Raw genomic sequence first — 17,946 nt, 5'->3', positions numbered from 1 at the left:
TTCAGATATATTTGCTGTTATGAAGCGTGTACCGATAACCCTTATCCTGTTTTTACTTTGCCAGAATATATTTTCACAAACATCTCCCCCCTCAGATATTGGCACTATTCAACAAAATTTAAAAAAACTGAACGTACTGGGCAGTGTGCTCTATATAGCTGCCCATCCCGATGACGAGAACACCCGATTACTGGGTTACCTGGCGCAGGAAAAACATTACCGCACCGGCTACCTATCGTTAACGCGGGGCGATGGCGGTCAAAACCTGATAGGAACAGAACAAGGCGAACTATTAGGATTGATACGTACGCAGGAGCTATTAGCCGCCCGCCGCATGGATGGCGCCGAGCAATTTTTTAGCAGGGCAAACGATTTTGGCTTTTCAAAAAATCCCGAAGAAACCCTGAAACTATGGGATAAGGATAAAATATTAGGCGATATGGTTTGGGTGATCCGCAACTTTAGGCCCGATGTAATGATATGCCGTTTCCCAACAACAGGCGAGGGCGGCCACGGAAACCATACCGCATCGGCCATATTAGCACAGGAAGCCTTCAGCGCGGCTGCCGACCCAAAACGCTACCCCGAACAACTTAAATACGTAAATGTATGGCAAGCTAAACGCCTGCTTTGGAACACTTTTAACTTTGGTAATACCAACACCACATCGCCGGACCAGTTTAAAATTAACGTAGGCGGATATAACCCATTATTAGGTAAAAGCTATGGCGAGATAGCTGCCGAAAGCCGCAGCAACCACAAAACACAAGGCTTTGGTGCTGCTAAACAACGCGGTGATGCCTTTGAATTTTTTAAGACCATTTTAGGCGATGCCCCAAAAAACGACCTGATGGACGGCGTAGATGTTACCTGGAACAGGACGCCATTTGGTGCCCCGATAGCCGCACAAATACAAAAGATCACTAAGGCTTTTAACAGCGATGCGCCACAGGCATCAGTACCGGCATTGGTTGCTTTACTGGGCGAGGTAGACCAAACAGTGGCGACTAATAAGGCTTTCCAAACCGTAAGATTAACCGAGGTGGCCAATTCAAGTTATGATTACTGGCACAAACAAAAAACAAAGGATTTAAAGGATTTGATTGCCGCTTGTGCGGGGCTGTGGTTTGAGGCTTATAGCAATGATGCTTCCTACGCTGTTGGCGATAGTATTGAATTGCGCCTACAGGCCATAAAACAATCAAATGCTGATGTTAAATTCGATAGTTTCAGCACATCACAGTCCAACTATGTTGTAGTTAAAGATGGCGCGTTAGCCGAAGGACAATTGCAAACCATTCCATTTAAACTAAAAGTCGATAAAATATCACAGCCTTACTGGTTGGAATCGCCACATGGAATTGGCAGTTATGCTATAAATGATGACCTGAAAGTTGGCAACCCCGAAAACCCGGATGCACCTGCGGTAACCTACAAGTTCACCATTGCGGGGAAAGAAATCACTTACAACAGAAAACTGGTTTTCAAATATGTTGACCCTGCCCGCGGCGAGATCTACCAACCCTTAGAAATTGCCCCGCCCGTTACCGCAAATATTGCCGATAAGGTATACGTATTTAATAATACCAAACCACAAAGCGTGCAGGTGAAACTAAAGGCCTTTACCAATGCAAGCGGCAGTATCAGCATAAAACCTGTTGCGGGTTGGAAGATAAGCCCGGAGAAGATTGATTTTACCGGTAAAAATAAAGGTGATGAATGGACAGTAGCCTTCAGCGTTACCCCAACCGATAGCAAACCCAACACCAGCAACTTTGAGGTTATCGCGACAGCAAACGGTAAATCGTTCTCGCAAGGTTTGTTAAATATCAAATATAACCACGTGCCTGCCATCACCATTTTCCCACCCGCGCAAGCTAAACTGGTGAATATCGACCTGAAAACAGCCGGCAAAAAAATTGGCTACATAGCCGGTGCCGGCGATCTGGTGCCCGATGCTTTACGCGAGGTTGGTTACGAAGTACATCAGCTTACCGAGAACGAGATCATCAATGGTGACCTGTCTGTATACGATGCCATTGTAACCGGTGTGCGTGCCTATAACGTAAACGGCCGCCTAACTTATGAGCAGCCTAAACTTTTAGAATATGTAAAAAATGGCGGCAACCTGGTTGTTCAATACAATAATAACAATGGCCTGGTAACCCGCGAGCTTGGCCCATACCCATTTAGGGTAGTTAATGAAAGGGTGACCGATGAGTTTGCCCCGGTTACCATTTTAGATAAAAACAGTGAGGTATTAAACTACCCCAACATTATTACACAGGAGGATTTTAAAGGTTGGGTACAGGAGCGCAGTGTATATATGGTATCAAGCATCGATCCGCAATATAAAGCACCACTACAGATGAATGACCCCGATGCATCGCCAAGCAACGGATCGCTCATAGTAGCCAATTATGGTAAAGGGCGTTATGTTTATACTTCGCTGGTATTTTTTAGGGAGCTGCCTGCAGGTGTGCCAGGAGCATACCGTTTGTTTATTAATTTATTAAGCAAACCAAAAAATCAGTAATTAGGATTAGGCATCAATGGTTTAATAATTTAAATTTGCATCCGAATATTAACATACATACTATGTCACATCATCATCACCCTCATCACGAAGAAGAAAAAAACTACGATTACGTATTTTACCTTGTAGCTTTAGTTAGCGGAATGTTCGTAGGCGCAATTGTTGAAAGAGGCTTTATCTGGATCCCTGTAGGTGGTGTTTTAGGTTTATTAACCGCTGCTGTCTTCATAAAATTTCTGGTGAAAGGCCGTGAAGAGGTCTGATAATACCGATCTCCCATCTTTTATAAAAAACTGGAACCAGTTTTACGGTATTGTTATCGTATGGCTGGTTTTTTTAATTTTCATATTTTGGCTCATTACAAAATCATTTGAATGAGCTTAACCGATTGGATAGTTTTATGCACCACCCTGTTTGCCATTGTTGCCTACGGCGTATGGAAAAGCGGCAGCAGTAAAAACATCGACCAGTATCTGGGCAACCGGTCGCTACCCTGGTACCATGTCGGGCTATCTGTTATGGCTACCCAGGCAAGCGCTATTACCTTTCTATCAGCACCCGGCCAGGCTTACAGCGATGGGATGCGCTTTGTGCAATTCTACTTCGGCTTGCCGCTGGCCATGATCGTTTTGTGTATCACCTTTGTGCCTATATTCCATAAACTTAAAGTTTATACCGCTTATGAGTTTTTAGAGAAGCGTTTTGATCTGAAGACCCGCGCACTTACCTCTATCTTATTTCTGATACAGCGTGGCCTATCCACCGCTATAACCATTTATGCACCGGCGATAATCCTATCGGGTATACTACATATTAATACTACTTACACCACACTATTCATTGGCGGCCTGGTTTTGTTTTACACCGTTTATGGCGGGTCGAAAGCGGTATCGTACACCCAGTTGCTGCAAATGAGTATCATATTTACAGGGATGTTTATGGCAGGCGTTTTTGTGGTGATGCTGCTGCCGCAAAATGTAGGTTTTACCAAGGCTATTAAACTGGCCGGAAACATGGGCCGCATGAACGTTATCGACTGGAAGTTTGATCCCAATAACCGCTATAACATCTGGAGCGGTATTATCGGCGGGTTCTTTCTGCAGTTATCTTATTTCGGTACTGACCAAAGCCAGGTTGGGCGTTATTTAACCGGTAGCTCGGTAGGGCAAAGCAGGCTGGGGCTGATCATGAACGGCTTGATAAAAATACCCATGCAGTTTTTAATACTGCTAATTGGGGTATTGGTGTTTAGTTTTTACCAATTTAACCGCCCGCCGGTATTCTTTAATAATTATGAGGTAGAGCAGGTAAAGAAAAGCCAATATGCCCCGCAATTTAATCAGCTGGAAAAGCAATATGCCGATGCCTTCGATAAAAAGAAGATAAAAACAGAGGATCTTGTAAAAGCATTTGAGAGTAAAGATGACCAGCAAATAGCAACGGCTAAAGCCGGTTTAAAAGCCGCCGAAGAGCAGGCTAATAACGTGCGTAATAGTGCTATTGATGTAATTAAAAAAAACAGTGGTAACGATAACGTGAACGATACCAATTATGTGTTTCTCACCTTTGTTACGCATTACCTGCCGCGGGGATTAATAGGTTTGCTCATCGCTATCATCTTCCTGGCATCAATGGGTTCAACCGCGAGCGGACTAAACGCGCTGGCATCAACAACCGTAGTTGATATTTATAAAAGGATCTTAAAACCCAATGAATCTGATCATAGCTATGTTACGGCATCACGCCTGGCAACTGTATTTTGGGGTTTTGTTTGTATCGGCATGGCGCTTTACGCAAGTAAAATTGGCAACCTGCTCGAAGCTGTTAACCAGTTGGGCTCGTACATATATGGTACTATTTTAGGGGTGTTTATTGTGGCGTTTTATTTAAAGAAGATAAAGGGAACACCCGTATTTATAGCCGCGGTTATCACCGAAGCTTTGATCTGTGTAATGGGTTATTACGATGCAGTGGCCTATCTGTGGCTAAATGCTATTGGCTGTGTAGGGGTGATCATTATAGCATGGGTGCTGAATAAATTTCAAAGTGATGAATTGCAGACAAGTTAATTTGTCGAAATCCTGCTTAAAACTACCTCCAACATTAATAGAAAGATTTGAAACCAGATTTGGTAATATCCAAAAATAGATGGAAATTGCTTGAAAGGTTGTTCATTTAATTGGCCAACTTTTTCTTCCATTTTTATATCAATTTTAATAGTCAACACATTTAATATGAAAAAAGTAACGGGCCTTGGCGGTGTATTTTTTAAATGCGATAATCCGAAAACGATGAACGAATGGTACGCCAAAAACCTTGGGTTGGCTACCAGCGAATACGGAGCAACGTTTGATTGGCGGCAGGCCGATGACCCGTCGAAAACAGGCACTACAGCTTGGTGCACGTTTCCGCAGGATACTAAATATTTCAATCCATCGGCCAAGCCATTTATGATCAATTACCGGGTAGAAAACCTGGTTGCGCTGCTTGAAGAACTAAAAAAGGACAACGTGACCATTGTTGATGAGATAGCGGAATATGACTACGGAAAATTTGTACATGTACTTGATCCGGAAGGGAACATTATTGAGCTTTGGGAACCAAAAGATGAATAGGACAACGTAACAGAGTAGACCATAATTCACCTATTTAATATAGCGATGGGTTTCAAACCGATCGCTATATTAAGTTAAAAGCCACTAATTAATTCCGGGCAAAACAAACACATCTTCTTTTTTAGCATTAGTACTATTACGTATGAAAGCTAAAAACAATGCCTCTATTTATAGCGCGCTGGCGGCTAACCTGCTTATTGCTGTGACTAAATTTATTGCCGGGGGCTTCACCAATAGCTCGTCAATGATATCCGAAGGCATCCATTCAATGGTGGATACCGTTAACCAGGTATTGTTGTTATACGGCTTAAAACGCAGTCACAAGCCGCCGGATAGTACAAGGCCGTTTGGGTATGGCAAAGAGCTTTACTTTTGGTCGTTCATTGTATCTATCCTTATTTTTGGTTTAGGTGGTGGTATCTCTATCTATCAGGGTATCATACACATTATTAAGCCCGAACCGGTTATCTCTCCATTCTGGAATTATATGGTTTTGGCTATGTCGGCCATATTTGAGGGAACATCTCTTATTATCGCTATTAAAGCTTTTGATAAACTACGCAACGGCCAAACATGGTGGGCCGCTATTGTAAAAAGTAAAGACCCATCCAGCTTTTTGGTTTTGTTTGAAGATGGCGCGGCCGTGCTTGGGCTTACCATTGTATTTATTTTTATGCTGATAGGCCATAATTACGATATGCATTATTTGGATGGTGTGGCGTCGGTACTGGTAGGGTTGCTGCTGGTTTTTGTATCTGCCATTTTGGCAAGAGAAAGCCGCAGCCTTTTAATGGGCGAAGGTATTGCCCCCCAAACCCAGCATAGGATACGTTTGCTTGTAGAAAAAGACCCGGCTGTTATTCGTGTGGTAAATGTATTATCTACCTACCAGGCACCAGATGATGTGATATTGATGCTGATAGTAGAGTTTGAACCGGATATAGATACAGAAGATATCACCGCATCGATAGAAAGGGTTCGCCTGGCCATAAAAACTATGTTCCCGCTTATTAAACTGGTTTTTGTGCAACCCCAAACCTATACCCGAGTGCCCAATAATTTATTTGAAATAAAAAAGCCTTAAACTTTCGGTTTAAGGCTTCCTCTATATCTATTAAGCTGACAATTAGTCTTTTGCTTGTGCAATAACCGCCTCATTAAGGCGCACATATTCATCATCATCACTTGCTTTGGCCAATTTTATACCTTGCTGTGCGGTAGTAATAGCAGCTGCTTTATTACCCATTTTCAGTTGAATACGTGCTTTCCACAATTTATACCATGGGGCGCTTGGTTCAAGCTTTTCGGCTTCTAAAACCCAGGTCATCGCTTTTTTCAGGTCTTTATCGTTTTCGTAATAATACTGTATCGCATTAAAGTATGGGCGTTTTTTAATATCACCCTGCATTAGTTTCTCAATGTTGGCGGTTATCTGCGCATCATCATCTGTTTGCAAATGCATAGGCACCGCGGTATGGTCCCAAACAATATAAAGGTCGGTAGTTTTAGTGGTAGAGTTGGCAAACTGCATGGTAAAGGTTTCGCGCTTTTCTTTAACAGTTATTGGTTTCACAGTAAAGCGTACCAGGTCATCTGCCTGTTTATAGCTATATGCCCCCCATTGTTTAGCGGTTTTATTAAGGATGATGGTCCAGCTGTTTTGCTCGGGAATGCTGAATAATGAATAGGTGCCTGCCGGCACTTTATTACCCTCTACCAATACATTTTCGCTAAAGGTGATGGTAGTAGCGGCATTTGCGCCGGTGCGCCAAACCTGGCCGTAAGGGTTTATGCCACCAAATATTTTACGCCCCTTAACATTTGGGCGCGAGTAAGTAACGGTGATCTTACCTAATCCAAAATCCTGAATAATTGTTTGTGTTGAACTGGCTTCGGGGATGCGGGGCTGTTCCTGCGCGTAAGTACTTAGGGTTACACATGCCAATAGCATGGTAAAAACATATATAACGGTTTTTTTCATCTTAATAATTTATCACGAAGTTAATGATTGTAAGATGAATTTTTAGTGAAATATGCATTACAATGAGGTGATGCAATACCCTTAAAAAAATAAAAGCCTCCCAACCTTGCGTCGGGAGACTTTCAACCTAAACCTTATCACAATTAACCGGCAAGATTGCCGGTATGCTTGTCTTAGTACAAATACTATACCAAAAAATAACATATTGTTAACTTTGTGGCAAATGTGTCGTTATGACGTAATGAGCTACATTTTATAGATTCCTATACCTGACATATCCTATAATGTATATAGGGATTAAGACAATCTATACACAAAACCTGACATTTATTACCTGGTAGCGCTTTTGCGGCGCAAGTAATTATCCAGTAAAAACAAGCCCATCACCACATCAAAAAACAGGAACCCTTTTACAACCGGGCCTGTAAAGTAACTGCTTATGTGTGTAACCTTTAACTGGGTTAAATTTAACTGATCGGGCATTTTAAAACCACTCCCTGCAGACCAGTTTACCATACTTAACGCATATATAAGCAATGCGGCTAATGTTAGTACAAAAAATGCCGAGATCCCTAAAATAATACGCTTATCAATAGTGGCTTTTAGTGGTTGTTTGGCATGCTCCGTTCGTATGGTTTCCATTACATTGTAAGTAAACGCCATAGATGGCTCTTCCACTTCCATTGAAGCGAATTCCATATTCAGCTGCAACAGTTCATTGTACTTTTTACGGTATACTTCGTCCTGTTCAATGAGCGTAGCAATGGCTTCCTGCTCGGCTGGCGGGCAGGTTCCATCAATGTAGTCCCAAAGTTTTTCTTCTATACTGTTCATATCAGCTCCTTAACTTCGTGTTTTAAATTGCGCTCCAGCTTTTCTTTCAAACGCTGGCGCGCCCTAAATAGTTTTACTTTAACTGTATTGGCTTCAATCCCCATTACCTGCGCAATTTCTTCAAGGGATTGTTCGCCTTTGTAAAACATGGTTATAATAGTGGCATCATCAGGTAATAGTTGTTCTATTGCCTGGTTTAAATAATATGAGCGCGATTTATTCTCTACGTTGTACTCATCATAGCCACTGGATTTGCCCTCTATCTGTATGTAACTTTCATCATCATCAATAGAAGATGTATCAATTCGTTTCTTTCTCAAAAACGTCATAGCCGTAGTGTAAACAATACTGTACAGCCATGTACTGAATTTTGATTGCTGCTGAAAAGCTGACAACGAGCGATACGCTTTTATAAAGCAATCCTGCGCAATCTCTTCGGCATCCTCCCGCCCCTTTGCAAAACGCATAGCCAAAGTAAAAACAAAACGCTGGTGGCGCTTAACCAGATCAGCATAGGCCGATTGGTTACCTCCAAGGGTTTGTTCAATTAATTCTATATCTGAAAGCTTGCTTTGCATATTATACAACCTCTCTGACTACCTGCCGGCAAATTAGGTTACACGGAATTTACGATTTTAGTTATAAAGATCTACGATCCTCTCTATCTGAATAAATTTAAGCAATTACTTTCATTATAGTATTAGGACCATACATCTAAAATCGTAAATCTCAATTCTAAAATATTTTTCTCCGGGGGTGTAACCTCGTTAAAAAACCTGTGGTCATAGCTTACAAATACACCGTAGTGGTGATTTGAAAACAGAAAAATTAACTAATTTAAACTTAATATCATGGATACCGGTAACTTAGGAATATTGGCAGGGATAGTAATTTCCCTTGGCTTTTTCATAATGATCTTTGGGGTCATTTACTTAAACAAAAGAGAAAAAATGGCGATGATAGAGCGGGGCATGAACCCACAAAGCTATAAGCCACAACCCGCACCTTATCAAAACCTTAAATGGGGATTGCTGCTTATTGGCGCAGGCCTGGGATTATTTTTAGCCTATTTACTCGACCGCACCGTTTTTATGAGCACCGAAAATGAGAATGAAGCCATTTACTTTGGATTGATAGCCATATTTGGCGGCCTCGGCCTGGTGCTTTCTTACCGCATAGAAAAGAAGGAACTTTACGATAGCGATAACAGAAAAGATCAATAAGCATTTAGCCTTAGTAAAAAAGGGAGCCGCAATTGCAGCTCCCTTTTTATTTGAGGTATTTTTCTTTTATAATGTTCAGGTGATAAATTTCGTGCCCGGCGGTAAGGTATACCAATGCGCCTACCTTAACCAGGGCACCGCTGGCCACACCACTTCGGCCCAATTGTTCTGCACTGAAGGATCTGTATAGATATAACGTGGCCTCGCGTACAGCTTTAAACTCATCGGCAAGGCTTTTTATACTACGGCTGTTAAAATCAGTACTGTTCACATAAGTCTCCTGGTCAAAGCCAGGCAGGGAGATATCTTCCCGGGAGAAAACAAATGCACGGAAAGAGAACACCCTTTCGGTATCTATCATATGTCCAAGCACCTCTTTTAGCGTCCATTTCCCATCAGCGTAGGCATGCATCGCCTGTTCTTCGGTCATGTTATGGAACAGGTTATAGGTTGCTGCCTGGTTATCTACCAATACCTGTAATACATCGGCGCCATTGGGTACCGCGTTTACATATACCACCGCATAGGGTGCGTACTCCTCAGAGTTTGGCCTGTTTATCATATCTTATTGTTTTTAATACTATCCTGAAGGTTGTTCCCTTACCCAGTTCACTATCCTTCACAAAAATCTGTCCGTTGTGATAATTATGTATTATCCGTTTAGTTAGTGATAATCCAAGCCCCCACCCACGCTGGCGGGTAGTATAGCCTGGCTGAAACACCGTATCAAACTTAGAACGGGGAATGCCTTTACCCGTGTCTGTAATATCAATAAAGATCTGTTTTTTTTGCTTACTTCCATGGATCTGCACATGAATGCTCCCTGTGCCATCAATAGCATTAACCGCATTCTTCAATAGGTTTTCCAGCACCCAATCAAACAATGGGATATTTAAACCTGCCGTTAAACGTCGATTGCCTGTTAGCTCAAAATTTATCTTCTTACTTACCCTTACTTTAAAATAATCTACAAACTCTTTTACCACCTCGTAAACCGGGTGCTCATCCAGCTTTGGTTTCGAACCTATTTTTGAGAACCGATCAGCCACTATTTCAAGTCGCTTTACATCGTTCTCCATTTCGGCCATCAGCGGGTCATCCTCGGCGTTAAACTTATCTTTCATCAGCTCTATCCACGCCATTAACGATGATATAGGCGTACCCAACTGGTGGGCCGTTTCTTTAGCTAACCCAACCCAAACCTGGTTTTGTTCTGATTTGCGCGATGAGCTAAAAGCCGTGTAAGCCACCATTAAAAATATAGCGATAACCGATAACTGGATGTACGGGAACAGCTTTAACTGGGTAAGCAAAGGCGAATCTTTATAATAAACAAACTGGGGTTCGTTTAGCATAGTGAACTTTATGGGCGGGTGCTGCTTTTTCATGTAGGCCAGCTCGTCCTTAAAATATCCGGGGTCGTATTGCAATTTTCGTTGCTTTAGCTCTGCCTTATCAAGTTTGTTATAGGTTTTTGTGGAGTCCAGTCCACGCCAGTTAACAATTTCTCCTTTCGAATCTGTAATAATAGCCGGTACTACCAGGCTATCCCTTACGGCAAAAACATAGGTGAGGAAATCGTTATCATAAGTATTAACTAATTGTTTCATACTTAAGGCCCATACCTGCGCGCGTGTACGTTCAGCCCTGGCAATGTTTCGCACCAGGTAGCTGGTGTAAAAAACCGACCCGCTGGCAATAACCACGGCAAAGGCAAGTAAAAAGTATTTCCAGCGTCGTTTTTGTTGATACGGGTTCATAAAAGATACTCAAATAACGGAATTTTTTTCCAGTACAGAAATCGGGCTAACTAAGCAGATTTGTTCAAACCCTTTTCTACCTGCTCAATTACTGCCGAAATTTCCTCTACGCGCTGGTCCCAGGTGTTGTTTTCGGCGGTTTTTAAACGTGCTTCCCGTTTTTCAGGCGTATCCTCTGCAATTTCCGACTGAACGTATTGCAGGAACGTCTCCTTATCGTCGGTTATTTTAATGAGGCTTGCAAAATCGGCAATGTCACCAAAGGCGGTACTTACCACGGGCAAACCGGCAGCCAGGTACTCGTTTATTTTCATGGGGTAAATGCCTTTGGTAAAATCATCCTTCACAAAAGGTATAATACCAACCGAAAATGTTTGCAAATATGGCGGGAGCTGTTCGGGCATTTTTGGCCCTTCAACCCGCACGTTTGGATATTTTCTGAGTATGGCCTCGCCACGGTCGCTTAATATGCGGCCAACAAATACAAATTCGGCATCGGGCATGGCGGTAAATAAGTGCTGCAAGATATCATAATCGCCCCGGTCATCAATAGTGCCCACATAGCCTATTACTTTTTTACTATGATCTGGTGTTTTACTAAAGCCTTTTTTAAACAAGTCTACCTTCACCGCATTTTTCACAATAAAACATTGCTTGCAAAAGTCCTTCTTGCTATCGTACAATCCTTTGGAGGTTACAATAACAGCATCGACCATTTTCATAAAGCCTGCTTCCAGTCGCAAGCCATGTTTGCTTGACCATAGTGGCGCACCTTTTATCTCATCATAACAATGATATATCAACGTTTTTTCGTTAAACGTACGGCCTGTCATTAAACCCATACCGGGATTGAAGGATGTGAAGTTGATCAGTTCGCTTTGCATATCCAGCCTTTTCAACGCCTTTTTTACACTTCGGCGCAGCAGCCAGGCATTAAACTTAAGCAGGCTGTTATAAAGGGCGCCGTTGGGCAAAAAGTTAACCGGGAAAACCAACGGAGGGAAAAGGATATGCACCGCCCCCCCTTTATCCGTCTGGATAGTTTTTATGCGGTCTTTTAAGCCAACTGCCCGGGCAAAATCTACTTTGTCCTTATTGCTTACACCGGCAAGGGCATCTTTATAGGTGTAGGCATTTTCAACAAACAGCACTTTATTTTTGGCAGATAAAACCTTCATCAGCTCAACAACAGCCTTAATATAATTGCCGTTCCACTCGGTGCCGCTTATGCATAATATATTACGGTTGTTTAACATGCCGAAAACTTTATTTATTTGCTAAACTAATAATAAAACACGTTGGTATTAAAATTCCATGCCTTTAAAAGAGCTATTTGGTTTGATCTATAAGTTTTACGTTCTTTAATATTCATCAAAAATAATTTACCTTTAAAATGGCGTAAACACTGCATTTTTAATTAAAATCCTGTATAAATGTCTGATAAGAAACTTTATGTTCATTATGGCTGTGGCCAAACAGCCCCCGAAGAATGGACCAATTTTGATGTATCGCCTACCCTTGTTATACAAAACACCCCCGTTTTAGGTTTCCTGCTTAAGAAAAGCCTGGGGCAGGTTTTTGATAAAAATGTGCAGTATGGTGATATTACAAAAGGGCTACCGGGGATAAAAGACAATACAGCTGATGGGGTTTATTGCTCACACGTTTTAGAGCATATGTCGCTTGAACATTTTAGGATAGCCTTGCGTAATACTTACAAAATGCTAAAACCCGGGGGCATCTTCAGAATAATTATGCCCGATCTGGAGGTACTGGTACGCGATTATATTACCGATAAAGATGTAAAGCACGACCCGGAGGCATCCATCACACTTATAAAAAGGATGATGATGGGTGTTGAGGTTAGGCCACGCAGCTTTAAAGCAGTAACCAAACACCTATTTGGCTACCTGGAACACCTTTGGCTTTGGGACTGGGAATCTACAGAAAAAGAATTGCGGGATGCCGGCTTTACCAACATCCGCAGGTGCGAGTTCAATGATTCTGCCGACCCGATGTTTAAACTGGTTGAAAACCCCAAGCGCTGGGAACTGGTTGTAAAATTTGAAGCGATAAAGTAATTTATATAAGAAGCCGTCAGAAATTCCCTGGCGGCTTCTTTGCATCACTCATAAACCTTGATAGCCTTTTGCTATACCCATAAAAGGCATGGGTAAAACAATAATAAATTATAAATGCTGGGGCTTTGTTACTAATATTACAGCTCATAAAATTTGCCGGCAATGAAACATTATGGCCTTATCGGGTTCCCGCTTTCGCATTCGTTCTCTAAAAAATACTTTACCGAGAAATTCATAACAGAAAAAATCACCGATTGCGTTTACGACCTGTATCCGCTGGAAAACATAAACGATCTGCCAACGCTACTGCACGAAAACCCACATTTGTGTGGCCTTAACGTAACCATCCCGCATAAAGTATCCGTTTTAAAACACCTGGATTGGATAGAGCATGATGCAAAAACTGCCGGTGCGGTTAACTGTATCCGCATTACATCAGAAAGTCCGGTGCTGGCAGCATTCTCTGGCGAAGTTGGCATTCAGGGGCATGATTTTCGGCTGGAAGGATATAATACGGATATATATGGGTTTGATATGTCGATTAGTCCGCTACTAACCAACAAACACGATACCGCGCTTATATTAGGCGATGGCGGGGCGGCAAGGGCTGTTAAATGCGTGCTGGATAATAAGGGCATTACCTATAAATGTGTAACCCGTAAACCATTCCCGGGCAATATCCTGTTTAGCGATTTAACTGTTAAGGATATTAAAGAGAATAAACTGATCATTAATACTACGCCTGTGGGCACCCACCCGAACGTAGACGATTGCCCGCCGATACCTTACGAAGCTATAACAGACGAGCACCTTTTGTTCGATTTGATCTACAACCCCGAGCAAACCCTGTTCCTTAAAAAAGGCGCCGAACAAGGGGCCGCTACAAAAAACGGATATGAAATGTTAGTATTGCAGGCAGAAAAGGCCTGGGAGATATGGAGCTCAAAAGAAAAACACCCGTGAGATATTTTGCACTGATAATAGTTGTATTGTTTACTGCCGCTTGCGGGGGCAATGCCGATTTTTCGCCTAAACCAAGGGGGTATTATCGCATTGTTTTCCCGGCCAAAGAGTATCAGCAATATAACGAGGGCTGCCCGTTTACGTTTGAATATCCAAAGTATGGCAAAATAGAGCCGGACAGATCTGCCAATGCAAAACCTTGCTGGCAAAATATACAGTTCCCGCAGTTTAATGCCACCCTGCATTTAAGCTACGAACCGGTTAAATCTAAAAAAGAATTTAACGAATTGGTAGAGGACGCGCATAAGCTGAGCTTTAAGCATACGGTAAAAGCAACCTCGATAGATGAAGGTATAATTCAATATCCTGATCGTAAGGTTTACGGCATTTATTATACCATTGACGGCAATGCCGCATCATCGGCACAATTCTTTTTAACGGATAGCACCCGCCATTACCTGCGCGGCGCGCTGTACTTTAACTCCGAACCACGCCTTGATTCCATCCAGCCGGTGCTTAATTTTATTAAGAAGGATGTGGATGTGATGATAAAAACGTTTAAGTGGAAGTAACCCACCCTGTCATTTCGAACGAGCGTAGCGAGGAGAAATCTTATCCACTTTGCATATAGCCTACCAGCCTATTGTAAAAGATTTCTCACTATCGTTTCGAAATGACATAATTGTTTATTGGCTATACCCTGCTAATAAGCTACTTTTGCACCATGGCTAATGTTCAATCCTTTGTAAATAACCCCTACCAGGAGAATACCTACCTATTATTTGATGAAACCGGCGAATGCGCGATAATTGACCCGGGTATGTACACCGCACCTGAGCAAAACGCGGTAACCAATTTTATAAAAGAGAATAACTTAAAACCGGTTTTGCTGCTAAACACCCATTGCCATATAGATCATGTGTTGGGCAATAAATTCGTTTTTGATCAGTATAACTTAAAACCTAAATTCCATATAGGCGAATCGGACACCCTGGCAGCCGTTGTTGCTTATGCCCCCGCAATGGGCATCAGGTATGAGCTTTCGCCAATGCCTGATGAGTTTTTACCCGAAACAGGCACCATCAAATTTGGCAATACAGAGTTAGAACTGATTTTTGCGCCCGGCCATTCGCCAGCGCATTTGTGTTTTTATGATAAAGCGGCAAACATCCTGATAGGTGGTGATGTATTATTCAGGAACAGCATTGGCCGTACCGATTTACCAGGTGGTAATTACAGCCTGCTTATTAAAAACATTGAGGAAAAACTGTTCGTGCTGCCTGATGATTGTACCGTTTATCCCGGCCACGGGCCCGAAACAACCATTGGATACGAGAAACAAACTAATCCATATTTATAATTACAGGCTAACATATAACATTTGAATACCTCCATTTTTATAGCTAAAAGGTACCTGTTCTCAAAAAAACAGACCCACGCCATCAACATCATATCGGGCATATCCATATTGGGCGTGCTGGTTGGCAGCGCGGCGTTAATTATTATCCTTTCGGTATTTAATGGCCTGGAGCAGGTTATCCTGTCGTTATATAGCAACTTTACACCCGAACTTAAAATTGAGCCGCGTTTAGGTAAAACGTTCGACCCTAACACCCCATATTTCAATGGCTTGGGCCGTGATGTTAGAGTGGTATCGTACACCCAGGTGTTGCAGGAAAAAGCTTTGATAAAATACGCCGACAGGCAATTTATTGGCACCGTTAAGGGTGTTAGCGCCGATTTTTTAAAAGGCCGTAAATTAGACAGCACCATCCAGTTTGGATCGTTTACCTTGAAAGATGAGGGGCGCAATTTTGCTGTAATTGGCTCTACGGTACAGGGCAATCTGGGCGTGAGTTTAAAAAATCAGTTTGTTTCACTGCAAATATTTTCGCCAAAGCGTTCAGCAGGCAACTCAACCAACCCCATGAACGATTTTGTTTTCAGATCGATACAACCATCGGGGGTATTTGGTATACAACAAGATTTTGATGACCTAATTATCACCCCAATAGAGTTTACCCGCGACCTGCTCGATGAGCCTAACCAGGTATCATCAATAGAAATAAATTATAAAAAAGGCACAGACCTTAACCAGATACAAGAAACTATAGAGGGAAAAATTGGCAAGTACTATACCGTTAAAAACCGCAAGGAACAAAACACCGAGCTTTATAAAACTATCAATTACGAGCGGTGGTCAATATTTATGATCCTCACGTTTGTGCTCATCATCGCAATTTTTAACATTATTGGTTCGTTAACCATGCTGGTAATTGATAAGCGTAAGGATATTGCCATTTTAACCAGCCTGGGCGCCAACAAGAAATTGATACAAGGTATCTTCTTTTTTGAAGGGATGATGATATCTATTATAGGTTGCGTAGGCGGTTTGATATTAGGTTTGATAGTATGTTTAGTACAAAAACAGTTTGGCTTTATAAAAATGGGCTCTGCCATATCGGTATTAGATGCTTACCCGGTTGCATTTAAATTAAGCGATATAGGGCTGGTGTTTATAACGGTAATAGTTATTGCGATTATTGCATCGGGTATAAGCTCCAACCTAAGTGTTAAACGGCTGGACGAGATAAAGCAGGACCTGTAGGGGCCTCACCTAAATCCTCTCCAAAGGAGAAGACTTTAAAACTTTTTTATCCCCCTCTCCTTTGGAGAGGGCCGGGGTGAGGCTTTTTTTTACAAATACAATTTTGCAAGGCATTTTCAATTCATTAGCTTTAACCATTACCTTCGCAAATAATAATTCAAACTCATTCGCCTAAGCAGCGTTACTAAATACTATGGAATCTAAACGTCAGCAAAAATTTGCCGGGGTAATACAGCAGGACCTGGCTGCAATATTTCAACGCGAGGGGATGAACTATCTTCCGCATACATTGGTTACTATAACTAAAGTGCGTGTTACGCCTGATCTGGCTATAGCCCGTGTGTTTCTCAGCTTTTTTAACAATACCGATAACCAAACGGCATTACAATCTATAAAGCTGCACGCATCAGAAATACGTTACAAACTTGGCGCACGCATTAAGGACCAGGTAAGGATCGTCCCTCAACTGGAGTTTTTTGTTGATGATACCAGCGAATACGTAGAGCGTATGGACAAAATATTCGACAAGATAAGTAACGAGCCACGCCAGCCCGATACCGAAGAGAACTAAAACAACATGCTTGCTACCGAAAAATTAGCAGCTTATATTAAAGTCCACCCCGGTGCTATAGGCAAAGTGGTGGACTTTAATGCTAAAAGCGACAGGCTATATCCGCTCGATCTTACTGCTGCCAATACGGAGCTAACCCCAGAGCTTGTTGCCGATACCGAAGCATTCAGCAATTGGATAGATAAAAAACTGGCTGATAATAACTGCCGCTATGGCATTGGCGGGTATATGGAACATCGTACTATTTATACCCGAAGCGCTTTATTTGATACCGAAGATGAACCCCGCCGCCTGCATTTGGGCGTGGATATATGGGGAGATGCAGGCATACCCATTTATGCTCCGCTACAAGGAACCGTTCACAGCTTTGCCGATAATGATAACTTTGGCGATTACGGCCCAACCATTATCCTGCAACATAATTTAGATGGACTTATTCTATACAGTTTATACGGGCATTTGAGCCGCGAAAGCCTTGTGGGTTTAGAAGCCGGGCAATCTATCAGCCCAAATCAACAAATAGCCACGTTAGGCAACTCAACCCAGAACGGACACTGGCCCCCGCACCTGCATTTTCAATTAATGCTGGATATTGGCGATGCCAAAGGCGATTATCCGGGCGTTGGCCGTTACTCTCAAAAACAGCAACATCTGCAAAACATTCCCGATCCGGAGTTGATTTTACAATTCGCTGATACCAGCCAAAGGTAAGGCTTGTTTGTAACCACTTTATTATATCTGCAGCCAATTGCATTTTACACATTAGTGATTATA

The 17,946-nt window shown here is 42.2% G+C and carries 19 protein-coding genes; 13 read left to right on the top strand and 6 right to left on the bottom strand.

What is annotated here, in order from left to right; all coding sequences use genetic code 11:
• Positions 1–19: 19 nt before the first annotated feature.
• The 5 genes from NPE20_RS16925 to NPE20_RS16905 all read left to right on the top strand — a co-directional run bounded on the left by NPE20_RS16925 (position 20) and on the right by NPE20_RS16905 (position 6,235).
• On the top strand, positions 20–2,536 hold the full coding sequence (locus tag NPE20_RS16925; RefSeq protein ID WP_256539867.1) for a PIG-L family deacetylase: 2,517 nt from the start codon (positions 20–22) through the stop codon (positions 2,534–2,536).
• Positions 2,537–2,598: 62 nt separating this feature from the next.
• Complete coding sequence (locus NPE20_RS16920; RefSeq protein WP_256539866.1) at positions 2,599–2,799, top strand: hypothetical protein; 201 nt, start codon at positions 2,599–2,601, stop codon at positions 2,797–2,799.
• Positions 2,800–2,910: 111 nt separating this feature from the next.
• Entirely contained in the window at positions 2,911–4,605 is a 1,695-nt protein-coding gene (locus NPE20_RS16915) for a sodium:solute symporter family protein (RefSeq protein WP_256539865.1), read from the top strand.
• A gap of 165 nt (positions 4,606–4,770) precedes the next feature.
• A complete protein-coding gene (locus tag NPE20_RS16910; protein ID WP_256539864.1) occupies positions 4,771–5,151 on the top strand; it encodes a VOC family protein in 381 nt (126 codons plus the stop codon).
• A gap of 142 nt (positions 5,152–5,293) precedes the next feature.
• Positions 5,294–6,235, top strand: coding sequence for a cation diffusion facilitator family transporter (locus NPE20_RS16905; RefSeq protein WP_256539863.1), 942 nt, complete (start codon positions 5,294–5,296; stop codon positions 6,233–6,235).
• Positions 6,236–6,277: 42 nt separating this feature from the next.
• On the opposite strand, the gene NPE20_RS16900 is transcribed toward NPE20_RS16905, so the two are convergent.
• From NPE20_RS16900 to NPE20_RS16890, 3 genes are all read right to left on the bottom strand, one after another.
• A complete protein-coding gene (locus NPE20_RS16900; RefSeq protein WP_256539862.1) occupies positions 6,278–7,132 on the bottom strand; it encodes a DUF2911 domain-containing protein in 855 nt (284 codons plus the stop codon).
• A gap of 330 nt (positions 7,133–7,462) precedes the next feature.
• The gene (locus NPE20_RS16895; protein ID WP_256539861.1) at positions 7,463–7,966 is read right to left on the bottom strand and encodes an anti-sigma factor; all 504 of its coding nucleotides are present in this window, start codon (positions 7,964–7,966) and stop codon (positions 7,463–7,465) included.
• Positions 7,963–8,544, bottom strand: a complete 582-nt coding sequence (locus NPE20_RS16890) for an RNA polymerase sigma factor (RefSeq protein WP_256539860.1) — start codon at positions 8,542–8,544, stop codon at positions 7,963–7,965. Before NPE20_RS16890 ends, NPE20_RS16895 begins: the two co-directional genes overlap by 4 nt.
• A gap of 273 nt (positions 8,545–8,817) precedes the next feature.
• Here NPE20_RS16890 and NPE20_RS16885 point away from each other — a divergent pair, with 273 nt between their 5' ends.
• On the top strand, positions 8,818–9,189 hold the full coding sequence (locus NPE20_RS16885; protein ID WP_256539859.1) for a DUF6249 domain-containing protein: 372 nt from the start codon (positions 8,818–8,820) through the stop codon (positions 9,187–9,189).
• Positions 9,190–9,235: 46 nt separating this feature from the next.
• On the opposite strand, the gene NPE20_RS16880 is transcribed toward NPE20_RS16885, so the two are convergent.
• The 3 genes from NPE20_RS16880 to NPE20_RS16870 are packed head-to-tail and all read right to left on the bottom strand — an operon-like array spanning position 9,236 to position 12,205.
• Positions 9,236–9,751 carry a DinB family protein gene (locus NPE20_RS16880; protein ID WP_256539858.1) on the bottom strand — a complete coding sequence of 172 codons (516 nt, stop codon included), beginning with the start codon at positions 9,749–9,751 and terminating at the stop codon, positions 9,236–9,238.
• Positions 9,729–10,949: a sensor histidine kinase gene (locus tag NPE20_RS16875; RefSeq protein ID WP_256539857.1), complete on the bottom strand. Its 1,221-nt coding sequence runs from the start codon at positions 10,947–10,949 to the stop codon at positions 9,729–9,731. The genes NPE20_RS16880 and NPE20_RS16875 overlap by 23 nt, the downstream gene beginning before the upstream one ends.
• Before the next feature lie 50 nt (positions 10,950–10,999).
• Positions 11,000–12,205 (bottom strand): glycosyltransferase, encoded by a 1,206-nt coding sequence (locus tag NPE20_RS16870; protein WP_256539856.1) that lies wholly within the window; start codon positions 12,203–12,205, stop codon positions 11,000–11,002.
• Positions 12,206–12,382: 177 nt separating this feature from the next.
• On the opposite strand from NPE20_RS16870, the gene NPE20_RS16865 reads away from it, so the two are divergent.
• The 7 genes from NPE20_RS16865 to NPE20_RS16835 all read left to right on the top strand — a co-directional run bounded on the left by NPE20_RS16865 (position 12,383) and on the right by NPE20_RS16835 (position 17,883).
• A complete protein-coding gene (locus tag NPE20_RS16865) occupies positions 12,383–13,030 on the top strand; it encodes a class I SAM-dependent methyltransferase (RefSeq protein ID WP_256539855.1) in 648 nt (215 codons plus the stop codon).
• Positions 13,031–13,192: 162 nt separating this feature from the next.
• Complete coding sequence (locus NPE20_RS16860; RefSeq protein WP_256539854.1) at positions 13,193–13,993, top strand: shikimate dehydrogenase family protein; 801 nt, start codon at positions 13,193–13,195, stop codon at positions 13,991–13,993.
• Positions 13,966–14,565, top strand: coding sequence for a gliding motility lipoprotein GldD (gldD, locus tag NPE20_RS16855; protein WP_256539853.1), 600 nt, complete (start codon positions 13,966–13,968; stop codon positions 14,563–14,565). Before NPE20_RS16860 ends, gldD begins: the two co-directional genes overlap by 28 nt.
• A 152-nt stretch (positions 14,566–14,717) precedes the next feature.
• Complete coding sequence (locus NPE20_RS16850) at positions 14,718–15,353, top strand: MBL fold metallo-hydrolase (RefSeq protein WP_256539852.1); 636 nt, start codon at positions 14,718–14,720, stop codon at positions 15,351–15,353.
• 21 nt (positions 15,354–15,374) lie between these two features.
• Positions 15,375–16,601, top strand: coding sequence for an FtsX-like permease family protein (locus NPE20_RS16845; RefSeq protein ID WP_256539851.1), 1,227 nt, complete (start codon positions 15,375–15,377; stop codon positions 16,599–16,601).
• Positions 16,602–16,794: 193 nt separating this feature from the next.
• Positions 16,795–17,172 carry a 30S ribosome-binding factor RbfA gene (gene rbfA / locus NPE20_RS16840; protein ID WP_256539850.1) on the top strand — a complete coding sequence of 126 codons (378 nt, stop codon included), beginning with the start codon at positions 16,795–16,797 and terminating at the stop codon, positions 17,170–17,172.
• A gap of 6 nt (positions 17,173–17,178) precedes the next feature.
• Positions 17,179–17,883: a peptidoglycan DD-metalloendopeptidase family protein gene (locus tag NPE20_RS16835; RefSeq protein WP_256539849.1), complete on the top strand. Its 705-nt coding sequence runs from the start codon at positions 17,179–17,181 to the stop codon at positions 17,881–17,883.
• Positions 17,884–17,946: the final 63 nt, after the last annotated feature.

The organism is Mucilaginibacter aquariorum (genome assembly GCF_024498135.1).
GTDB lineage: Bacteria > Bacteroidota > Bacteroidia > Sphingobacteriales > Sphingobacteriaceae > Mucilaginibacter > Mucilaginibacter aquariorum.
The sequence above is the reverse complement of the archived record's forward strand: the minus strand, read 5'-3'. Positions and strand labels throughout refer to the sequence as shown.